This is a genomic window from Gallibacterium sp. ZY190522 (assembly GCF_054166015.1).
The window spans coordinates 681,143-699,771 of sequence record NZ_CM135118.1; the positions used below are offsets into that span (position 1 = coordinate 681,143).

The following is an 18,629-nucleotide window of genomic DNA, read 5'->3' on the forward strand; positions in this document are numbered from 1 at the left end:
ATTTTTTGTTATAGAATAAAGAAGGTGGAGGGATTGTCTCTCCACCTCTTTTTTAGATTTAGATCGTTTGATAGATTTAAAATTTTATAGTTGGTTTGTACACTATTATTCAAACATTTCAATACTTAAGGATTAATCAGGAGGTTAATTATGTTGCTTAAAAAACACGTTTTAACCACAATGTTTCTCTCATCATTGATGATTACCTCGTCGTTTGCGGAAGAGAACGGGACGGAGAATAAGAATAATCAGGAAGAGAGTACGGTTGCAGTGGTAACTGAAGATCAAACACAGGCACAGCTTTTGAAGTTAAAAGAGGTGATGAAGGATGTTCAATTGGTATTTCCGGAAAAGCTAGCTGAAATTTATGCGACTAGAGATTTTTCTCCTATTTGGCAAGATGAAAATGCGAAAAATCAATTTTTGCAGGACTATGCTTTATTGGGATTGACTAATGTTTCTAATGATGTAAAAGCACAACTGGAAAGGCTTACTCACGCAGAGAAAAATAGTTTAGTCGCTGATATTTTAATTAGTGATAGTTGGTTAAATTATTTAAATTATATTTCTAATTTGCACTCAAATGCACAGAATTGGCTTTATGACAGTTATCGATATCGAACACAACTGCCAAGTGATGATATTATTAATGCGTGGTTGAATGCGGTATCACAGCAGAAATTATCTGCTTTCGTAGATAAATTTGATCGAGTGAATCATCGTTATGAGCAAACCAAAAAAACGATCCTATCCGAATTAATAAAATCGACAACGGATAATGCTACATTAGCAAAACTTGCCATTAATTTACAGCGTTTGCGTTTTATCCCAGATTTTGAAAATGGAATTTTTGTGAATATTCCGACCTTTCAATTATATTATTATCGTAATGGTGAGGAAGTTTTAAGCTCACGTGTTATCGTTGGTAAGAAGACAAGAAAAACGCCGGTAATGATGAGTAAACTTAGCAATATTGTGGTTAATCCACCATGGAATGCGCCGGTACGCTTAATTAATGAAGATTTGATTCCTAAAGTTCGGAAAGATCCGAGCTATATTTATCGTAATGGTTATACCATTATTGATAGTAAAGGTAATACTATTGATCCTTATACTATTGATTGGGAAAATATGACTGCAAAAAGTTTCCCATATCGTTTGCGTCAAGCGCCGGGCGGAGACAGTGCATTGGGTAATTTTAAATTCAATATGCCGAGTAAAGATGCTATCTATTTGCACGATACGCCTAACCATCGTCTATTTAATAATAAAAACCGAGCGATCAGTTCAGGATGTATTCGTGTCAATAAATCGGATGAATTAGCGACTTTATTGTTAACGGAAGCAGGTTGGAGTGTTGATAAAAAAGCACAAGTGCTAAAAAGCCGTAAAACGACTTCGGTGCCGATTCAGTCTACTAATCCGGTCTATCTTTACTATGTAACAGCGTGGGCAGATGCGCAGGGGGAAATCCATACCGTTGCAGATATTTATGGCTATGATCAAAAATTATCATTAAATGAAGAAAATAAATCGCTATTGCTACAATATTTGCTTTAATCACTAGCAAAAATCAGTATAATCCGAAAGGCTATTCTTTATGCAATAGCCTTTTTTAATCTCTTATTTATTGCAGGCTCGCTATTTACTATAGAAAAGTTGCTACTAAGTAGCTTATTTTGAGTCAATAATGTATAAAATAAATTTTGTGTATTGAAAATAGGAAACCAGTTTTTTAGTTAGCGATAGGAAAGGGAAATGGGAAATATTGATCAATCACGCCGTAAATGGTTATCGTTAGGCGGAATTATCTTAGGAAGCTCATTTGTAGCCAACTCCGCTTTGGCAGCATTATCCACAGCAGCACCTAAAATCCTACACTTTAAAAATATCAATACAGGTGAAAAATTAAGTTCACCTTTTTCACCGAATAAAGGATTGGCAAAATCCGAATTACAAAAATTAAATTATTTAATGCGAGATAGACGCACTAATTTGGTTCACAATATGGATCCAAAATTATTTATGAAGTTTTACCAAATTCAATCGCGTTTAGGCTTACGTTCTTGTGAAATTTCAGTGATTTGTGGTTATCGTGCGCCGGCAACTAATGCAGCAATGCATCGTCGCAGTAAAGGCGTGGCAAGCAACAGTTATCATATGCGTGGGCAGGCGATAGATTTTCGTATTGATAATGTTGCATTAAATAGAGTGCGTGAAGTGGCACAGTCGTTAAAAAACGGCGGTGTTGGTTATTATCCGCGCAGTAATTTTGTACACGTTGATACCGGTCCGGTCAGAACGTGGCGCGGTAGTTGATAATGTTTAGAAGTTAAAAAATGAGTATGAATGTTCAAATTATTCCGGTGACGGCATTTCAGCAAAACTGTTCAGTAGTTTGGGATGATGAGAAGAATGCGGCGATTATTGATCCGGGTGGAGATGCAGAAAAAATTCTTCAATTTCTAGAAGATAACAAATTAATTGCAAAGTTTATTTTATTAACGCACGGTCATTTGGATCACGTTGGTGCCGCAGCAAAATTAAAACGTGACTTAAATATTGATATTTTAGGTCCGGAGAAATCTGATGAATATTGGTTACAAGCACTTCCGGAGCAAGCTTCTCAATTCGGTTTGCCTTATTGTGCGCCACTGTTGCCGGATCGTTGGTTAAATGAGTGTGATGTTATCACGATTGGTAAATTAACATTTGACGTTCTGCATTTGCCAGGGCATACACCTGGGCATATCGGGTTCATTAATAAGGCTGAAAATATTGCTTTTACCGGTGATGTACTGTTCAGACAGAGTATTGGGCGAACTGATTTCCAAGGCGGCAGTTTCTCGGAATTAATCGATAGCATCAAAAGTAAATTGTGGCCATTAGATAATAATATGCAAGTTGTTGCCGGGCACGGACCATTAACAACGATAGGTTATGAAAAACAATATAATCCTTATCTGACAACACAAATAATAGACGAATAAATTGAACTCTTTATTTGAAATCACCTCTAATAACCGTTTGGTATTAGAGGTTTATTTTGTAATATTCCTTTAAAGAAATAATTTTAAGAAATAAAAAGAGACTTATGTCTGAGGGTGGTATGTTTAGAAAATTTTCTCTTTATCCGGTGATCTACTTTTTCTTGCTGAATTTAGTAATTTTATCCTTGAGCCGAATCGGATTAGCATTGTGGCAGCAAGAACGTGTTGATGCGGTAAATGGTTGGTTTCCATTATTAATTCAGGGCATCCGGATGGATGTGGTGTCACTGTGTTGGTTATTTGGTCTGTTTGCACTGTTCTCCACGTTATTATTGGATAACAGCTCGATCGGCAGAGTAATGCGAGTTATTTTACGCATTGGATTGACAGCCGGATCGGTATTCATTCTTTTTATGGAGTTGGCAACACCGGAATTTATCCGTACTTATGATTTTCGTCCGAACCGTCTTTTTGTTGAATACTTAGTGAATCCGAAAGAGGTGTTCACGATGTTGGCAAAAGGGCATCTGGCGACAATGATTATTTCTCTTGTGGTAACTTTATTAGCAATTTGGGCATATTGGAAATTATCTGGTTATGTGACACGTTGTGCTACAGCGGGAAAATGGAAATACCGCCCATTGGTGGCATTGTTAACCGCTGCATTTGTCTTTATCGGTGCGCGTTCTACTTTTGCGCATCGAGGTATTAATCCTTCGATGGTGGCGTTTTCATCCGATCCGTTGGTCAACTCGTTAGTACTAAATTCTGGTTATTCCGTGCTTTTTGCTATACAACAGATGGGGGATGAGGAAAATGCAGCTGCGGTTTATGGCAGTTTACCGCCGGAAGAGATGTTATCAACACTAAAAGCATTGCATCCGCGTCCAGCAAGCGACTATATTGACGGTGATATTCCGTTATTAAGCCAAAATCAAGCAACTTATCAAGGCAAGCCTAAAAATTTAGTGATTATTCTAGAGGAAAGTTTAGGAGCACAATTTGTTGGAACATTAAAAGGCAAACCGTTATCACCGAATTTGGATCAATTAAGCAAAGAAGGTTGGTGGTTTGAGAACTTATATGCAACCGGAACACGCTCGGTACGAGGTATTGAAGCGGTCATTACTGGATTTACGCCGACTCCGGCACGTTCTGTTGTTAAATTACCAAATAGCCAGACGAATTTTTTTACTATTGCTGATTTGCTGAAACGCAATGGCTATCATACTTCTTTTATTTATGGTGGTGAGAAACATTTTGATAATATGGCAAGTTTCTTCTATGGTAATGGTTTTGAGAAGATTATCGATGAAAATGATTATCCTAACCCAATGTTTAAAGGAACTTGGGGAGTTTCGGATGAAGACCTTTTTATCCGTGCCGATCAGGAGTTTGAAAAGTTATCACAACAGGGTAAGCCGTTTTTTAGTTTAGTGTTCAGTTCAAGTAATCACGACCCATTTGAATTTCCGGATAATAAAATTTCACTTTATGAACAACCAAAAGCTACACGAAATAATGCAGCAAAGTATGCTGATTTCGCATTAGGTGAGTTTTTTAAACGTGCTAAACAGTCAAAATATTGGAAAGATACGGTTTTTTTAGTAATTGCTGATCACGATTCGCGTGTTTCCGGTGCAGTGCTTGTGCCAATAGCCCATTTCCATATTCCAGCATTGATTATTGGTGATGGTATTACTGCAAAAGTAGATGATCGTTTAGTTAGCCAAATAGATATGCCTCCGACATTGTTATCATTAATTGGAATAAATGCACAATATCCAATGTTAGGCTTTGATTTAACTAAATATAGCCCAAATAGGGCATTGATGCAGTTTGATAAATCTATGGCTTTAATGAATGCTCAGCATCAGGTGGTGATTTTAGAAGAAAATAAACAACCACAAGGTTTTATCTACGATACAATACAGAAAAAGTTAACGCCGGCTGAAGTTCCGGACAAGATGAAAAAAGAGGCGCTCACTTATGCACTGTGGGGAAGTTATCTGTATAAAAATAGACTGTATCATTTGCCGAATAACTAATTGAATATAGACAGTAAGATTTATTGCATAAATTATTAAAATTTAAAAATGGTGTTTGGGTAATTGGGTAATCTATGGCCTATCCAAACACCATTAATACTACTTAATAAGAAATTGATGGCTTTTTCTTTATCTTCAATAAAAATTTATCGCTTTCATTTATATTAACCTTGAAACTTGCTATTTTGCATCCATATAGGGAAACATTGTTTTTAAATGCACTAAAAAAGGAACAAAAAATGACCACAATTGTTAGTGTTCGCCGTAATGGGCACGTGGTAGTTGGCGGAGATGGACAGGTTTCGCTAGGGAATACCGTAATGAAAGGCAATGCTCGCAAAGTGCGCCGTTTATATGGTGATAAAGTGCTTGCGGGGTTTGCAGGGGGAACAGCTGATGCATTTACATTGTTTGAATTGTTTGAACGTAAATTAGAAATGCATCAAGGGCATTTATTGAAAAGTGCTGTTGAGTTGGCAAAAGAGTGGCGTACGGATCGCGCATTGCGTAAGTTAGAGGCAATGTTGATTGTCGCTGATGCAAAAGAATCGTTGATTATTACCGGTTTAGGCGATGTGGTGCAACCTGAAGAGGATCAAATTTTGGCAATTGGTTCTGGTGGCAATTATGCAATGGCAGCAGCAAGAGCATTGGTAGCAAATACAGATTTATCAGCAAGAGAAATTGTTGAAAAATCATTAAAAATTGCAGGTGATATTTGTGTTTATACCAATAACAATTTCACTATTGAGGAATTACCGTAAACAAAGGATAAAAAAATGTCTGAGATGACTCCAAGAGAAATAGTTTCCGAATTAGATAAACACATTATTGGTCAAGCGGATGCTAAACGTGCAGTGGCAATTGCGTTGCGTAACCGTTGGCGTCGTATGCAGCTTCAAGATCCACTGCGTCACGAAGTAACTCCGAAAAATATTTTGATGATTGGTCCAACTGGAGTAGGGAAAACTGAAATTGCTCGCCGGTTGGCTAAATTAGCAAATGCACCATTTATTAAAGTTGAAGCAACAAAATTCACTGAAGTAGGATACGTAGGTAAAGAGGTAGATTCTATTATCCGTGATTTGACTGATGTAGCAATGAAATTAGTGCGACAGACAGAGATCAATAAAAATCGCTATCGTGCAGAAGAAGCAGCAGAAGAGCGTATTTTGGATGTGTTGTTGCCTCCAGCGAAAGATCAGTGGGGAAATGTTGAAAATAATGATTCCCATAGTAATACTCGTCAGATTTTCCGAAAAAAATTGCGTGAAGGTCAATTGGATGATAAGGAAATCGAAATTGATGTTGCTTCAGGTGGTACGGTTGGTGTTGAAATTATGGCTCCTCCGGGAATGGAAGAGATGACAAACCAATTACAATCAATGTTCCAAAGTTTATCAAGTAGTCAGACTCAAAAACGTAAAATGAAAATTAAAGATGCGTTAAAAGTATTGATCGAAGATGAAGCAACTAAATTGATTAATCCTGAAGAATTGAAATTGAAAGCGATTGAAGCGGTTGAACAGCACGGAATAGTCTTTATTGATGAAATTGATAAAATTTGTAAACGAGGCGAAACTAGTGGAGCGGATGTATCTCGTGAAGGGGTTCAGCGCGATTTATTGCCACTAGTAGAAGGTTCAACCATCAATACTAAACACGGTATGGTGAAAACTGATCATATTTTGTTTATTGCATCAGGAGCGTTTCAAGTTTCTCGTCCTTCAGATTTAATTCCTGAATTACAGGGGCGTTTGCCGATTCGTGTAGAGCTTGGCGCTTTAAGTGCGAAGGATTTTGAGCGTATTTTGACTGAACCGAATGCATCTTTGACTGAGCAATATAAAGCATTAATGCAGACTGAAGGTGTAACTATTGAGTTTACTGAAGATGCGATTGCTACAATTGCAGAAGCCGCATTTCGTGTAAATGAGAAGACCGAAAATATTGGAGCAAGACGTTTGCATACTGTATTAGAACGCTTGATGGATAAAATCTCTTTTGAAGCATCTGATATGAGCGGTGAAAAAGTAACTATTGATGAGGGCTATGTAAAATCAGCACTTGGCGACGTTGTTGAAAATGAAGATTTAAGCCGTTTTATTTTATAATATTATTTTATAAAAAAGAGCTAGGTAGTTGATACTTAGTTTTCTGATGGTTAACAAAGGCCTAGGCAAAAAACTAGGCCTTTGATTTAATAAGAGTATCAACATAAAAGGAAAAGATGTCCGAATATTAGATCCACAGTATTAACTCAAGATGATAGATTTTGGTTTGAAGCTGTAATCACCAGGAAGATATAAGCTTTTAGTCGTCGCCAATTCTCAAAATCTTGCCTAATCCTTGATATATAAATTAGTAATAGGATGTTTTAAATAGTCTATTTAACCTAATTCGTTCAGATAGCACCTCTTTTTTTTTTCCTCGTCACCTCTTCTTGATACTTTTCGATTAAAGCTGAAAATAAAATATCCTCTGGTATACCGTTTTTATAATTTTCTAGTTTTCGTTCTTCATCAACAACCCAAACGTTAGCTTCTGCCTTAGTTTTAAACGATTTTGACTTTCTAACGCCTAACTTAAAAATCTCGGCGCGCCACTTAACACCATTTTTTTCTAATAGAACCCATATCAACAACCTTTTTTACTAGTAATTTTATGCGTGATTAAATCACGTTATGTAACAACAGATAACGTAAAAAACTCAATATGAAGGATTTATTTAGATTTTTATATATAAGTTATTGAAACAACAATAGATAACGGCTAATAACAAATAAAAAACGGTAGGCATAAGGCCTACCGTTTTGGTGTCGTGGTGCTCTGGGCGAGACTTGAACTCGCACGTCCTACAGACACTACCCCCTCAAGATAGCGTGTCTACCAATTCCACCACCAGAGCGAAATTCTTATTTTGGAATATCCTGATTTACATCAGGTTTTGCAGGTAATTCAGTTACAGGTTTAACAGCTTCTTCTTTTTTAATCTGTTGAGCAACGCCTGAAAGATCATCAAAATTACCTTTTGGTTTGCTTGAATGTGCAGTTAAATTACCAAGTAATAAACTAATTGCAAAAAATATAATTGCTAAAATTGTTGTTGTGCGAGTTAAAAAATTACCTGCACCACTTGCACCAAATACAGTTCCAGATGCACCAGCCCCGAATGATGCTCCCATATCCGCACCTTTACCTTGTTGTACAAGGATAAAAGCTATTAATGCAATGGCGACTATAGGATAAATAATTAATAAGATTTGATACATTGTATAATCACACGCTTTAGTTAAACTTTTTTATTTGAGCATTTTGCCAAAATTAACGGGCTGCATATTATAAGATTGGCTTGGGTTGTGCAAGTCTTTTTCCATTACTAAGAGTTGATTGGCAAAAAAATGAGCGATAGAGATAAAAAATGAAAAAGTTATTGAAATAGTACTTGTTTATTATCAAAAAGAGGTGTAATTTTATCGTTACATTATTTGTAATAAAAAATTTACAGGATAATTTAAGATGAAAAAAGATAGTATTCACAATGTTCATATTGTGGATGAAAGAGTATTAATTACGCCAGATGAGTTGAAGGCGAAACTTCCTTTGGAACAACCATTACGTCAAAAAATTGAACGTTTTCGGAAAGAAATTGCTGATATTGTACATCGCCGAGATAAACGTTTATTAGTGGTTTGTGGACCTTGTTCTATTCACGATATCCCTGCTGCAATTGAATATGCAAAAAAATTGCAAATATTGTCGGAGGAATTGAAAGATCAATTATATATTGTGATGCGTGTTTATTTTGAAAAACCACGTACAACAGTGGGGTGGAAAGGGTTGATTAATGATCCGAATTTGGACGGAACGTTTGATGTCGAAAAGGGGTTGCATTTAGCCAGAAAATTATTACTGGATTTGGGGCATATGGGGTTACCTTTAGCGACAGAAGCGTTAGATCCGATAACGCCGCAATATTTAGCAGATCTTTTTAGTTGGTCAGCAATCGGAGCAAGAACTACAGAATCACAAACTCACCGTGAATTAGCATCTGGTCTTTCGATGGCTGTTGGTTTTAAAAATGGTACTGATGGTAATTTAGCAACAGCTATTAATGCGCTTAAAGCGGCTTCTCAAGAACACAGTTTTATCGGTATTAATCAGCAAGGTCAAGTAAATTTGTTACATACTAGTGGCAATCCAGATGGGCATATTATTTTACGTGGTGGCAAAAAAACGAATTATCAGGCAGAATTTGTGAAACAGAGTGAAGAAGAGTTGGAAAAATCAGGCTTGGAAGCGTCAATTATGGTGGATTGTAGCCACGGCAACTCCAATAAAGATTATCGTCGCCAGCCAATTGTTGCGGAAGATGTGTTGCAACAAATTGTAGATGGAAACCGTTCTATTACTGGAATTATGTTAGAAAGTAACTTAAATGCTGGAAATCAAAGTGCAGAACAACCAAGAGAAGAGATGAAATATGGTGTATCTATTACCGACGCTTGCATTGATTGGCAGACAACAGAAACACTATTGCGTAAAATACACGATACTTTAGCTAAATTGGATCGTTAATTTATTGTGGAGAGAGTGTGTGGAAGTATTACAAGAGTTACGTAAGCAAATTGATGAAACCGATCAGGCGTTGTTAGCATTGCTCGTCAAAAGGTTACAACTAGTAACTGAAGTAGGTAGAGTGAAACATCAGCACGGTTTGCCGATTTATGTACCCGAGCGTGAAGTTGCGATGTTATTAGAACGTCGTCAGGAAGCGGAAAAAATGGGACTCTCTCCTGATTTAATTGAAGATGTGTTAAGGCGTGTGATGAGAGAGTCTTACCATAGTGAAAACCAGTATGGTTTTAAGACAACTAACCCAAATATTAAAAAGATCGTAGTTGTTGGTGGGCGTGGTAAACTCGGTGGGTTATTTGCCCGTTATTTAATTAATTCTGGTTATAATGTAGAAATTTTAGATTGTGATGATTGGCAACAAGCAAAACAAATCATTGAGGGAGCAGATATGGTGCTGATTTCTGTGCCTATTACGGCGACAGAATCAGTGATTGAGAAATTACAACCTTATTTACATCCAGAAATGTTATTGGCGGATTTAACTTCTGTAAAAACGGCACCAGTGTCAAAAATGATGGAAATTCATCAAGGTGCAGTAGTTGGTTTACATCCTATGTTTGGTCCGGATATTGAGAGTATGGCTAAGCAAGTGATTGCTGTTTGTGAGGGGCGCTATCCTGAGCGTTATCAATGGTTATTGGATCAATTTTATATTTGGGGTGCGCACTTATATCAGGTTACGCCACAAGAACACGATCATAGTATGACTTATATTCAAGCATTACGTCATTTTTCAACTTTTGCCAATGGATTACATCTTTCGCGGCAGCCAATGCAGTTGAAAAATTTATTGGCACTTTCTTCACCTATTTATCGTTTAGAATTGGCAATGATTGGGCGATTATTTGCACAAGATCCGGAGCTTTATGCCGATATTATTATGGATAAACCAGAAAATCTTGAAGTGATTAAAACCTTGCAAAAAAGTTATCAACAAGCATTACAGTTTTTTGAAACTGGCGATAAGCAAGGTTTTATCAATGCCTTTCAACAGGTTCATCATTGGTTCGGAGATTATTCAGAACAGTTTATGCAGGAGAGCCGACAGTTGTTACAACAGGCATATGATCATCGAAAACACGATTAAATAACGTTATCGGATAACACAATGGCGGGATTTTATTTCCCGCCAAATTTTTTAGAGGTAAGACACAAAGTTTTCTTTATCTTTATTGTATTTTTTCGTTGGACGGCTATTTGGGTTTTCAGCTGTTCCCACCATCACCAACGCCACAATTTTATCTTGCGGACGACAACCGAAAGCATTTCTTAATGCAGTGCCGTCAATCCAAGGACCGGTCACCCAAACATTGGCATAACCTAAAGCGTTAGCTGCTAGTTGAAAGGCGTAGGTTGCACAACCGGCACTTAACATTTGCTCCCAAGCAGGAACTTTTTTGATTTCTTTATTAATTTCTGCGATAACAGCGACAAACATTGGAGCACGCTGAGGAAATTTCTCTGCTTTTGCTAATCTTTCTTCCCCGAGATCAAATTCAATAGCGGCCTCTTTTAAGAGATTACCCAACTTTTGTAAACCTTCATTTTCAATAATAACAAAACGATAAGGTGTTAATTTACCGTGATCGGGAACGTGGCGGGCAGCTTGCAATAACGTTTCTAATTCTTGTTTATTTGGTGCCGGTGCGACTAAATTTTTTTCGGAATGTCGATTTAATAATAAATCTAATGCTTGCATAGTTTCTTCTCCTTAAAGAATTTGAAAAGGTATTGTAGCACGCAACAAGATTGTTCTGCGAAAAAGATCGTTTATTGATGAGCATTTTATGTTATTTTAATTGCTATAAAAAATTAATAATTAAGGTATAAATGGTGTTTAAAATTCTTCGTTTTTTTTGGAATTGTTTAAATGTTTTACGTCGAGTATTAATGAACCTAGTTTTTCTTTTTGTTGCAGGAATATTGTTATTTAGTAGTACTTTATTTGTGGAAGAGCAAAGAAAACAACCAGTACCTCAGGGTGCGTTACGTTTAAATTTAGATGGTTTTTTGGCGGATAATCGCGATAAAAATAGTGGCTTAAAAGCATTACTCAATAATGTCCAGAAACAAGTAATATCAGAAAAAATATCAGTATTTGATGTGGTTTTTGCTATTACCCAAGCAGAAAAAGACGAGCGTATTAAAGGTATTGTGCTAGATCTTAATCATTTTAAAGGTGGTGATTTGCCCTCTTTAACTTTTATCGGGGAAGCATTAAATGAATTTAAACAGAGTGGTAAGCCGGTGATTGCTGTGTCGGATAACTATTCACAAAAACAATATATCTTGGCCAGTTATGCCGATAAAATTTACCTACATCGTCAAGGTCAAGTAGAGTTAACTGGCTTAGATAGTGAGCAATTCTATTATAAATCGCTGATAGATAAGATTGATGCTCAACCACATATTTTTCGAGTTGGAACTTACAAATCTGCAGTTGAGCCTTTGTTACGAGATGATATGTCGGAAGCGGCTCGTCAAAATGCAAGCCAATGGTTGAATGCAATGTGGAATAATATTAAGACAACAGTGAGTAATAACCGTCATCTTAAACAAGAGCAAATTTTCCCCTCAACAAATGACTTTTTACAACAAGTGAAAAATTTGAAAGGTGATCTGACACAATATGCATTAACTAATAAGTTAGTGACAGAAGTGGCGACACGCTATCAGATAAGTGCAGCATTAAAACAACAGTTTGGTGCAGATCGAGAAAATAATACTTATCAATATATTGATTTTTCAAATTATTTATATAGTTTACCGGATTATGAAACAGCTAATGCTACTAGTAATAATATAGCTGTTCTTCGTGTAGAAGGTACAATTATCGATGGTGAGAGTGATGATGAAAATGTTGGTGGAGACACTATTGCCCGTTTGCTTCGACAAGCAGCTGAGAATACAGCAGTAAAAGCAGTAGTGTTACGTATTAATAGTCCGGGAGGAAGTGCATTTGCATCTGAAGTTATTCGTGAAGAAGTTGAACACTTACAACAGATTGGTAAGCCTGTTGTTGTTTCAATGGGGGGAATGGCAGCATCAGGCGGTTATTGGATTGCTAGCACTGCAGATTATATTATTGCAGATAAAAATACCATCACAGGTTCAATCGGTATTTTTGCTGCATTCGTTACATTAGAGAAAAGTTTGGCTAATCTAGGTATTCATTCTGACGGAGTAAAGACTTCACCTTTAACTTCAATGTCGCCGTTTACGGCATTAAGTCAAGAATACAGTGATGTTATTCAGATGTCGATTGAGCACGGCTATGATCAATTCATCAGTTTAGTAGCTAAAGGGCGTAAATTGGATAAATCACAAGTGGATAAGATAGCTCAAGGGCGTGTTTGGCTTGGTGAAGATGCATTAAAATATAAGTTAGTAGATGAGTTGGGTGATTTTAATACGGCGATTGCAGTAGCTTCAGAAAAAATCAGAGAAAAAGAGAAAGGATTAACCGATGATCAAATTGGTTTTTTATGGCTTTCTGAAGATCAAAGTAAAGGATTGTTATCATTATTGGGACAAAAAAAGAGCAGTATGCTGCAAGATTTGTTGCGTTCAATTGGTATTGTCGATTTTACTCAAATCAAACAAATACACCAACAATTAGGATTGCTAACGCAATTCACCGATCCTAAGGGTCAATATTTATACTGTTTGAATTGTCAATCTACTTATTAATATAAAGGCATAAAATGATTAAAAAATTATTGCAGGCGATTGTTATCGGTTTAGCAGCGGCAATGTTGATAGTATTAATCTTATCTGGTACTGGTAGCAATGACTTTTTAAGCAAATTTTTCAGTCCACAAGTTGCATCTTATAATGATGCGGTTCGTATTGCAGCACCTGCAGTAGTGAATGTTTATACAAGATCATTACAAGATTCGAACCGCAATGATTTCGGTGTTAATAATTTAGGTTCCGGTGTGATTATGCGTAGTAACGGTTATATTCTAACCAATAAACATGTTATTCAAAACGCTGATCAAATTATTGTGGCACTACAATCAGGTAAGATTTATCAGGCAACTATTATTGGTAGTGATTGGTTAACGGATTTAGCAGTATTAAAGATTAATGCCAATGATTTACCGACAATTCCGCAAAACCCGGAACGAGCCGTGAAGGTCGGTGATGTTGCTTTAGCTATCGGTAATCCCTATAACTTAGGGCAGAGTGTTTCTCAAGGCATTATTAGCGCCACCGAACGCAATACTATAAGTGAGTTTAAACAACAGGACTTTATCCAGACCGATGCCTCAATCAATCAGGGAAATTCAGGAGGTGCCTTAATTAATTCGTTAGGTGAGTTAATAGGTATTAATACTTTAAGTATCGGACGTTCGGAAAATGAAGTGGTTGCAGAAGGTTTAGGATTTGCCATACCGATTAAGTTGGCGAATACTGTGATGAATAAGATTATTCAAGATGGACGAGTTATTCGTGGTTTCTTCGGTGTGGAAAGTCAAATGTTTTCCAGTGCGCCGATAGAAGACAACTCACAAAAAGGAGTGTTAGTAACCAATCTTAGTCAGAATGGACCGGCACAGCGCGCCGGTATTGAAATTGGCGATATCATTGTAAAATTTGGCAATATGGAAGTGCAATCACCTTCACAAATGGTCAATATGGTTGGAAATATGAAACCCGGCGCTGTAGTTACCGTACAAGTGTTGCGGAAAAATAAACTTTATAATATTCCGGTTGAGATAGGGGAGTATCCGATCAATTAAATAGGGGCAGGAGATGATGTTTGAAATTGCAAAATGTTGGACGGAAAGGCAACAAAATGATCCTCGCAGAGAACACGATCACCGTTCACCCTATCAACGCGATCGTGGACGAATCCTGCACTCTGCTGCATTTCGCTGTTTACAAGCGAAAAAACAGATTCATTCTATTGGTGAAAATGATTTTTATCGCACACGTTTAACGCACTCGTTAGAGGTTGCTCAAATCGGTGGCAGTTTGACTTCACAACTAAAATTGGAAGATGCTTTTATTCATTTACGTCAACAGAAAGGCAATGATTATGTTGAGCAAATCAAGCCGTCATTGATTAAAAAATTGCTGCCTGTAAATAGTTTAATTGAAACGCTTTGTTTGGCTCACGATATTGGTCATCCGCCTTTTGGTCACGGTGGTGAAGTCGCGCTGAATTATATGATGAGCGATTGCGGTGGTTTTGAAGGAAACGGGCAGTCGTTTCGGATTTTAACTAAATTGGAGCCTTATACGCCACAATGGGGAATGAATTTAACTCGCCGTACTTTACTTGGAATTTTGAAATATCCTGTCATTCTGGATCAGGTATCCCCACAATATCAACAGCTAGATTTGCCACGTAGTGAAGATCCTCGCTATGTTAAAATGGAAAATTGGCGACCGGGTAAAGGAATTTTTCGTGATGATTTAAGTGTATTTAACTGGGTATTATCGCCACTTTCTTCCGAAGATTATGAGCTGTTTACCTCACTTCCTCAACGTATTTCAGCAGAACAAACGTTAAAAAGTCTTTATAAATCATTAGATTGTAGCATTATGGAGTTGGCAGATGATATTGCCTATGCGGTACACGATTTTGAAGATGCGATTGTGGTTGGCTTGGTTCATCGAGAGCAGTGGCAGTCAACATTGCAACAGTTGCAGCAGTGTCGAGCGGATTGGATCAGAGGTAATATTGTCGACTTAACTGATGCACTATTTTCCGATCAACATTATTTGCGTAAAAATGCGATAGGTTCATTGGTCAATTATTTTATTACTCATATTCGCTGGCGTGAAAATGAACAATTTCATGAGCCTTTACTGCGTTTTAATGCAGAATTACCACTCGAAATAATTGAAGTATTGAACCTATTTAAACAGTTCGTCAGCCAATTTGTGATTCACGAGGTGAAAACACAACGAATAGAGTATCGAGGACAACGTATATTGACAGAGATGTTCCAAATTTTTATTACCGATCCAGTGAGATTATTGCCGCCAAACACGGTAAAGCGCTGGCAACAAGCGGAAGAAACACATCGTAAACGAATTATTTGTGATTATATTGCTGGAATGTCGGATGCTTATGCTTTGCGCCTATATCAGCAACTATAAATAAATTTCGCCTGTCTGAATTTAAATAAACAGGCGAAATTGTTTTGATGCTATTTAAAATTAAGCAATAGAATAATAGAAATAATGCCTAACCCAATACCAATAAAATTGACTTTATTCAGTTTTTCTTTAAATACAAATAGCCCGATTAGTGCGCCTAAAATGATTACTCCAATATTCATTCCGGCAAAAACCAACGAAGGATTTTGGCTAAGTTGTTGATGTGCTTTGATATAAAAGAGAATGTTTAGAAAATTCAGTACGCCAAGCAGTAAACCGGCAAGCATACTTTTCGCTTGCCAACGTATTTTGGCGAAAATTAAATAAGCAAAAATAAAGCAACCAGCAACGATAAATGAGGTGAAAAGCGCAAATGGAAAAGCGACACCGAATTTAGCAATCTGTTTAAATAAAATATCAATCACGCCGTAACCAAACCATACTAACAGCAATAGCGCAAAACCCACTATTCCGCCAGAAGAGCCATCCGCTTTATGTTTGAAAATCAAAGCAAATAAGGCTAAGAATGCTAATAGAATAGCGATGGCTTTCTGTGAAGTAAGTGGCTCGCCAAAAAGTAAAAACGCGGCGAGGATCGGTAAAAAGAGCGATAAACGTTGCGCTGCATCAGCGCGAGCGATGCCGTTACGTTCTATCGCTTTCGCCATCACCAAGAAAATAGAGAGCAATAACAAACCAAGTAAGAGAAAGATCCAGCTGTGTTCATTTTGCCGCAAAGCATCACTGAATGATAACCCTTGAAAATCCGGCTTTAAAATAAAATAAGTTAAGAGGCTTGCCATAATATAATTGCACGCAATGGCTTGTGAAATAACGATCTGTTGTGAACGTGCTATTTTGAGAAAAACACTCACAGCAACGCTACAGAAAATAGCGATAAATAGTGATAACATAATTATTCCTTGCAAAAAAAGTAAGATTGCTGGCGATTTTAGGCAATATTCACTATGATACGCAAGCACAAACTAAGGATGACATAATGATACAGCAAAAATTAGATCAGAATTCATCACTTGATGAATGGTTGACGTATTTGGAACATTTGCATAGTAAAAATATTGATATGGGGTTGGAGCGAGTTAAATCTGTTGCGCAACAATTGAACTTATTAAATCCGTCAGCATTTGTGATTACAGTTGCTGGCACAAATGGTAAAGGTACAACTTGTCGATTGCTGGAATCACTTTTACTCAATGCTGGTTATCGTGTCGGCGTTTATTCTTCACCACATATTTTGCGCTATAACGAACGAGTTCGTATTCAAGGGGCGGAGTTGTCGGATCAGATGCACAGTTGGGCTTTTTCAATTATTGAACAGCAAAGAAATCAATCTTTGACCTATTTTGAGTTCAGTACCTTAGCTGCTCTATTATTGTTTCAACAATCAGATTTGGACGTGATAATTCTTGAGGTTGGCTTAGGTGGGCGTTTGGATGCGACCAATATTATCGACACTGATTTAGCAATTATTACCTCTATTGATATTGATCATATTGCATTTCTCGGCGATAACCGTGAGCAAATTGGTTTTGAAAAAGCGGGAATTTGTCGTGAAAATACGCCATTAGTTGTTGGAGAACCGGATTGTCCAATGTCAATTAAACAGGTGGCAGAAAAATTGCACTGTCCAACATTGTATCGTGAAAAGGATTTTTCGTTGCAACAAACTGAGCAGAATTGGACTTTTCAAATAGGAACGGAGCAGTGGCAACATTTACCGCTTTGCCATATTCCGTTGCAAAATGCAGCAACTGCTTTGGCAGCATTAAAGTTCCTGCCATTCAAGATTACCTTGTCACAAATTAAACAGAGTTTGCAAAATGTTGAATTGGCAGGACGTTTCCAATTTTTAAGTCAAGAACAGTACCAAGACTTAGCTCAACGATTTAATGTAGAACGAAAAAATATACCTCAAATTGTTCTGGATGTTGGACATAATCCACACGCAGCACGTTATTTAGCGATACAATTAGCACAGAAGAAAGCAAATTACCGTCATATTTATGCTATTTGTGGTATTTTGCAGGATAAAGATGCCGCAGGTGTATTAGCACCATTGTTATCTTTTATTACCGCGTGGATTTGCGTTCCTTTGACTGGCGAAAGAGGACAAAGTGCGACAGAATTACAACACAAATTACAGTTAGTGGCAGAAAAAAATAATGATTTATTAGAAAGTCAGGCGGTTAATTCAATGTTACAGGGTGTAGATATTGCTTTAAATAAGGCACAAAAAGAGGATCTGTTGTTGATTTTTGGTTCATTTCACACAGTAGCGGATTTTTTGAATGTGTTAGGTAATTATTAATGAAGACATTTTTAGTGGATCTTAATTGTTTAAAAGAGATGTATGCCAAATAAGATGACTTAGTATTGGCTTAAATCAAAAATGGTTAGCCTATGAGCAGATGTTTCAATTCACGGTCGCGCATAAGGCGACCGACCATATGATAAAAAATCAGCAAAAATAAAGACTTATGTTATCTATTTCGCCAATCTTTTTATTTATATGCGGCGAATGCGTATATCATAAAATAAAAATGGGATATTTTAAGTTATTAACTTATTGATTTTTAAAGAATAATAATGAATCGCTAATCTTACACTATTTTAGTGGGAACTATAGGTTGGCGATCATAAAATAATCGTATCTTGGAAAATATCAAATGCTGGTTTAGTGCTATGATGTTCAACTTTTTTCGCCATTTACTACCAAGATGGTAAAAGCGTAAACTGTCACATTCCGGTTGATAAATATCTAATAATTTTGTTTTTAGTTTAACCCATTGATCTGGAATAATTACCAAGAATCAATGGA

At 36.9% G+C, this 18,629-nt stretch carries 16 protein-coding genes, 1 tRNA gene and 1 pseudogene; 12 read left to right on the forward strand and 6 right to left on the reverse strand.

Annotated elements, in window-relative coordinates:
- The first annotated feature begins 150 nt into the window (after positions 1-150).
- The 6 genes from ACXPAV_RS03325 to hslU all read left to right on the forward strand — a co-directional run bounded on the left by ACXPAV_RS03325 (position 151) and on the right by hslU (position 7,152).
- Entirely contained in the window at positions 151-1,560 is a 1,410-nt protein-coding gene (locus ACXPAV_RS03325; RefSeq protein WP_458004045.1) for a L,D-transpeptidase family protein, read from the forward strand.
- A 198-nt stretch (positions 1,561-1,758) separates the two neighbouring features.
- Positions 1,759-2,319 carry a DUF882 domain-containing protein gene (locus tag ACXPAV_RS03330; RefSeq protein WP_458004046.1) on the forward strand — a complete coding sequence of 187 codons (561 nt, stop codon included), beginning with the start codon at positions 1,759-1,761 and terminating at the stop codon, positions 2,317-2,319.
- A gap of 26 nt (positions 2,320-2,345) precedes the next feature.
- Positions 2,346-2,990 carry an MBL fold metallo-hydrolase gene (locus ACXPAV_RS03335; protein WP_458004385.1) on the forward strand — a complete coding sequence of 215 codons (645 nt, stop codon included), beginning with the start codon at positions 2,346-2,348 and terminating at the stop codon, positions 2,988-2,990.
- Between the two features lie 104 nt (positions 2,991-3,094).
- Positions 3,095-5,038 carry an LTA synthase family protein gene (locus ACXPAV_RS03340; RefSeq protein ID WP_458004047.1) on the forward strand — a complete coding sequence of 648 codons (1,944 nt, stop codon included), beginning with the start codon at positions 3,095-3,097 and terminating at the stop codon, positions 5,036-5,038.
- A 239-nt stretch (positions 5,039-5,277) separates the two neighbouring features.
- Positions 5,278-5,802 carry an ATP-dependent protease subunit HslV gene (gene hslV / locus ACXPAV_RS03345; RefSeq protein ID WP_039136926.1) on the forward strand — a complete coding sequence of 175 codons (525 nt, stop codon included), beginning with the start codon at positions 5,278-5,280 and terminating at the stop codon, positions 5,800-5,802.
- Between the two features lie 15 nt (positions 5,803-5,817).
- Positions 5,818-7,152 carry an HslU--HslV peptidase ATPase subunit gene (hslU, locus tag ACXPAV_RS03350; RefSeq protein WP_458004048.1) on the forward strand — a complete coding sequence of 445 codons (1,335 nt, stop codon included), beginning with the start codon at positions 5,818-5,820 and terminating at the stop codon, positions 7,150-7,152.
- 290 nt (positions 7,153-7,442) lie between these two features.
- On the opposite strand, the gene ACXPAV_RS03355 is transcribed toward hslU, so the two are convergent.
- From ACXPAV_RS03355 to secG, 3 genes are all read right to left on the reverse strand, one after another.
- A complete protein-coding gene (locus tag ACXPAV_RS03355; protein WP_458004049.1) occupies positions 7,443-7,679 on the reverse strand; it encodes a hypothetical protein in 237 nt (78 codons plus the stop codon).
- Between the two features lie 181 nt (positions 7,680-7,860).
- Positions 7,861-7,946: transfer RNA gene (locus ACXPAV_RS03360), tRNA-Leu, on the reverse strand.
- Between the two features lie 7 nt (positions 7,947-7,953).
- Positions 7,954-8,310, reverse strand: coding sequence for a preprotein translocase subunit SecG (secG, locus tag ACXPAV_RS03365; protein ID WP_039135523.1), 357 nt, complete (start codon positions 8,308-8,310; stop codon positions 7,954-7,956).
- Between the two features lie 247 nt (positions 8,311-8,557).
- Here secG and ACXPAV_RS03370 point away from each other — a divergent pair, with 247 nt between their 5' ends.
- Together ACXPAV_RS03370 and tyrA are read left to right on the forward strand one after the other, a co-directional pair.
- Positions 8,558-9,616 (forward strand): 3-deoxy-7-phosphoheptulonate synthase, encoded by a 1,059-nt coding sequence (locus ACXPAV_RS03370; protein WP_039135525.1) that lies wholly within the window; start codon positions 8,558-8,560, stop codon positions 9,614-9,616.
- Positions 9,617-9,635: 19 nt separating this feature from the next.
- Entirely contained in the window at positions 9,636-10,763 is a 1,128-nt protein-coding gene (gene tyrA / locus ACXPAV_RS03375) for a bifunctional chorismate mutase/prephenate dehydrogenase (protein ID WP_458004050.1), read from the forward strand.
- A gap of 51 nt (positions 10,764-10,814) precedes the next feature.
- On the opposite strand, the gene ACXPAV_RS03380 is transcribed toward tyrA, so the two are convergent.
- Positions 10,815-11,375, reverse strand: a complete 561-nt coding sequence (locus tag ACXPAV_RS03380; protein WP_065231171.1) for an NAD(P)H nitroreductase — start codon at positions 11,373-11,375, stop codon at positions 10,815-10,817.
- 131 nt (positions 11,376-11,506) lie between these two features.
- On the opposite strand from ACXPAV_RS03380, the gene sppA reads away from it, so the two are divergent.
- From sppA to ACXPAV_RS03395, 3 genes are read left to right on the forward strand one after another with little or no spacing between them, the layout of a single operon-like run.
- Positions 11,507-13,366 (forward strand): signal peptide peptidase SppA, encoded by a 1,860-nt coding sequence (gene sppA, locus ACXPAV_RS03385; protein ID WP_458004051.1) that lies wholly within the window; start codon positions 11,507-11,509, stop codon positions 13,364-13,366.
- Between the two features lie 14 nt (positions 13,367-13,380).
- Positions 13,381-14,421 carry an outer membrane-stress sensor serine endopeptidase DegS gene (gene degS / locus ACXPAV_RS03390; RefSeq protein WP_458004052.1) on the forward strand — a complete coding sequence of 347 codons (1,041 nt, stop codon included), beginning with the start codon at positions 13,381-13,383 and terminating at the stop codon, positions 14,419-14,421.
- Between the two features lie 13 nt (positions 14,422-14,434).
- Complete coding sequence (locus tag ACXPAV_RS03395; protein WP_458004053.1) at positions 14,435-15,790, forward strand: anti-phage deoxyguanosine triphosphatase; 1,356 nt, start codon at positions 14,435-14,437, stop codon at positions 15,788-15,790.
- Between the two features lie 50 nt (positions 15,791-15,840).
- Here the strand turns inward: ACXPAV_RS03395 and ACXPAV_RS03400 are convergent, their stop codons facing one another.
- A complete protein-coding gene (locus ACXPAV_RS03400; protein WP_458004054.1) occupies positions 15,841-16,704 on the reverse strand; it encodes an EamA family transporter in 864 nt (287 codons plus the stop codon).
- Between the two features lie 86 nt (positions 16,705-16,790).
- Between ACXPAV_RS03400 and folC the strand changes: the two genes are divergently transcribed.
- A complete protein-coding gene (gene folC / locus ACXPAV_RS03405) occupies positions 16,791-18,119 on the forward strand; it encodes a bifunctional tetrahydrofolate synthase/dihydrofolate synthase (RefSeq protein WP_458004055.1) in 1,329 nt (442 codons plus the stop codon).
- Positions 18,120-18,445: 326 nt separating this feature from the next.
- Here folC and ACXPAV_RS03410 read toward each other — a convergent pair.
- A pseudogene (locus ACXPAV_RS03410) lies at positions 18,446-18,612 on the reverse strand (CRISPR-associated endonuclease Cas2); the annotation flags it as partial.
- Positions 18,613-18,629: the final 17 nt, after the last annotated feature.

Coding starts and splice junctions, on each gene's coding strand:
- ACXPAV_RS03325 (WP_458004045.1), top strand. CDS start 151: ATGTTGCTTAAAAAACACGTTTTAACCACAATGTTTCTCTCATCATTG.
- ACXPAV_RS03330 (WP_458004046.1), top strand. CDS start 1,759: ATGGGAAATATTGATCAATCACGCCGTAAATGGTTATCGTTAGGCGGA.
- ACXPAV_RS03335 (WP_458004385.1), top strand. CDS start 2,346: ATGAATGTTCAAATTATTCCGGTGACGGCATTTCAGCAAAACTGTTCA.
- ACXPAV_RS03340 (WP_458004047.1), top strand. CDS start 3,095: ATGTCTGAGGGTGGTATGTTTAGAAAATTTTCTCTTTATCCGGTGATC.
- hslV (WP_039136926.1), top strand. CDS start 5,278: ATGACCACAATTGTTAGTGTTCGCCGTAATGGGCACGTGGTAGTTGGC.
- hslU (WP_458004048.1), top strand. CDS start 5,818: ATGTCTGAGATGACTCCAAGAGAAATAGTTTCCGAATTAGATAAACAC.
- secG (WP_039135523.1), bottom strand. CDS start 8,310: ATGTATCAAATCTTATTAATTATTTATCCTATAGTCGCCATTGCATTA.
- ACXPAV_RS03370 (WP_039135525.1), top strand. CDS start 8,558: ATGAAAAAAGATAGTATTCACAATGTTCATATTGTGGATGAAAGAGTA.
- ACXPAV_RS03380 (WP_065231171.1), bottom strand. CDS start 11,375: ATGCAAGCATTAGATTTATTATTAAATCGACATTCCGAAAAAAATTTA.
- sppA (WP_458004051.1), top strand. CDS start 11,507: ATGGTGTTTAAAATTCTTCGTTTTTTTTGGAATTGTTTAAATGTTTTA.
- degS (WP_458004052.1), top strand. CDS start 13,381: ATGATTAAAAAATTATTGCAGGCGATTGTTATCGGTTTAGCAGCGGCA.
- ACXPAV_RS03395 (WP_458004053.1), top strand. CDS start 14,435: ATGATGTTTGAAATTGCAAAATGTTGGACGGAAAGGCAACAAAATGAT.
- ACXPAV_RS03400 (WP_458004054.1), bottom strand. CDS start 16,704: ATGTTATCACTATTTATCGCTATTTTCTGTAGCGTTGCTGTGAGTGTT.
- folC (WP_458004055.1), top strand. CDS start 16,791: ATGATACAGCAAAAATTAGATCAGAATTCATCACTTGATGAATGGTTG.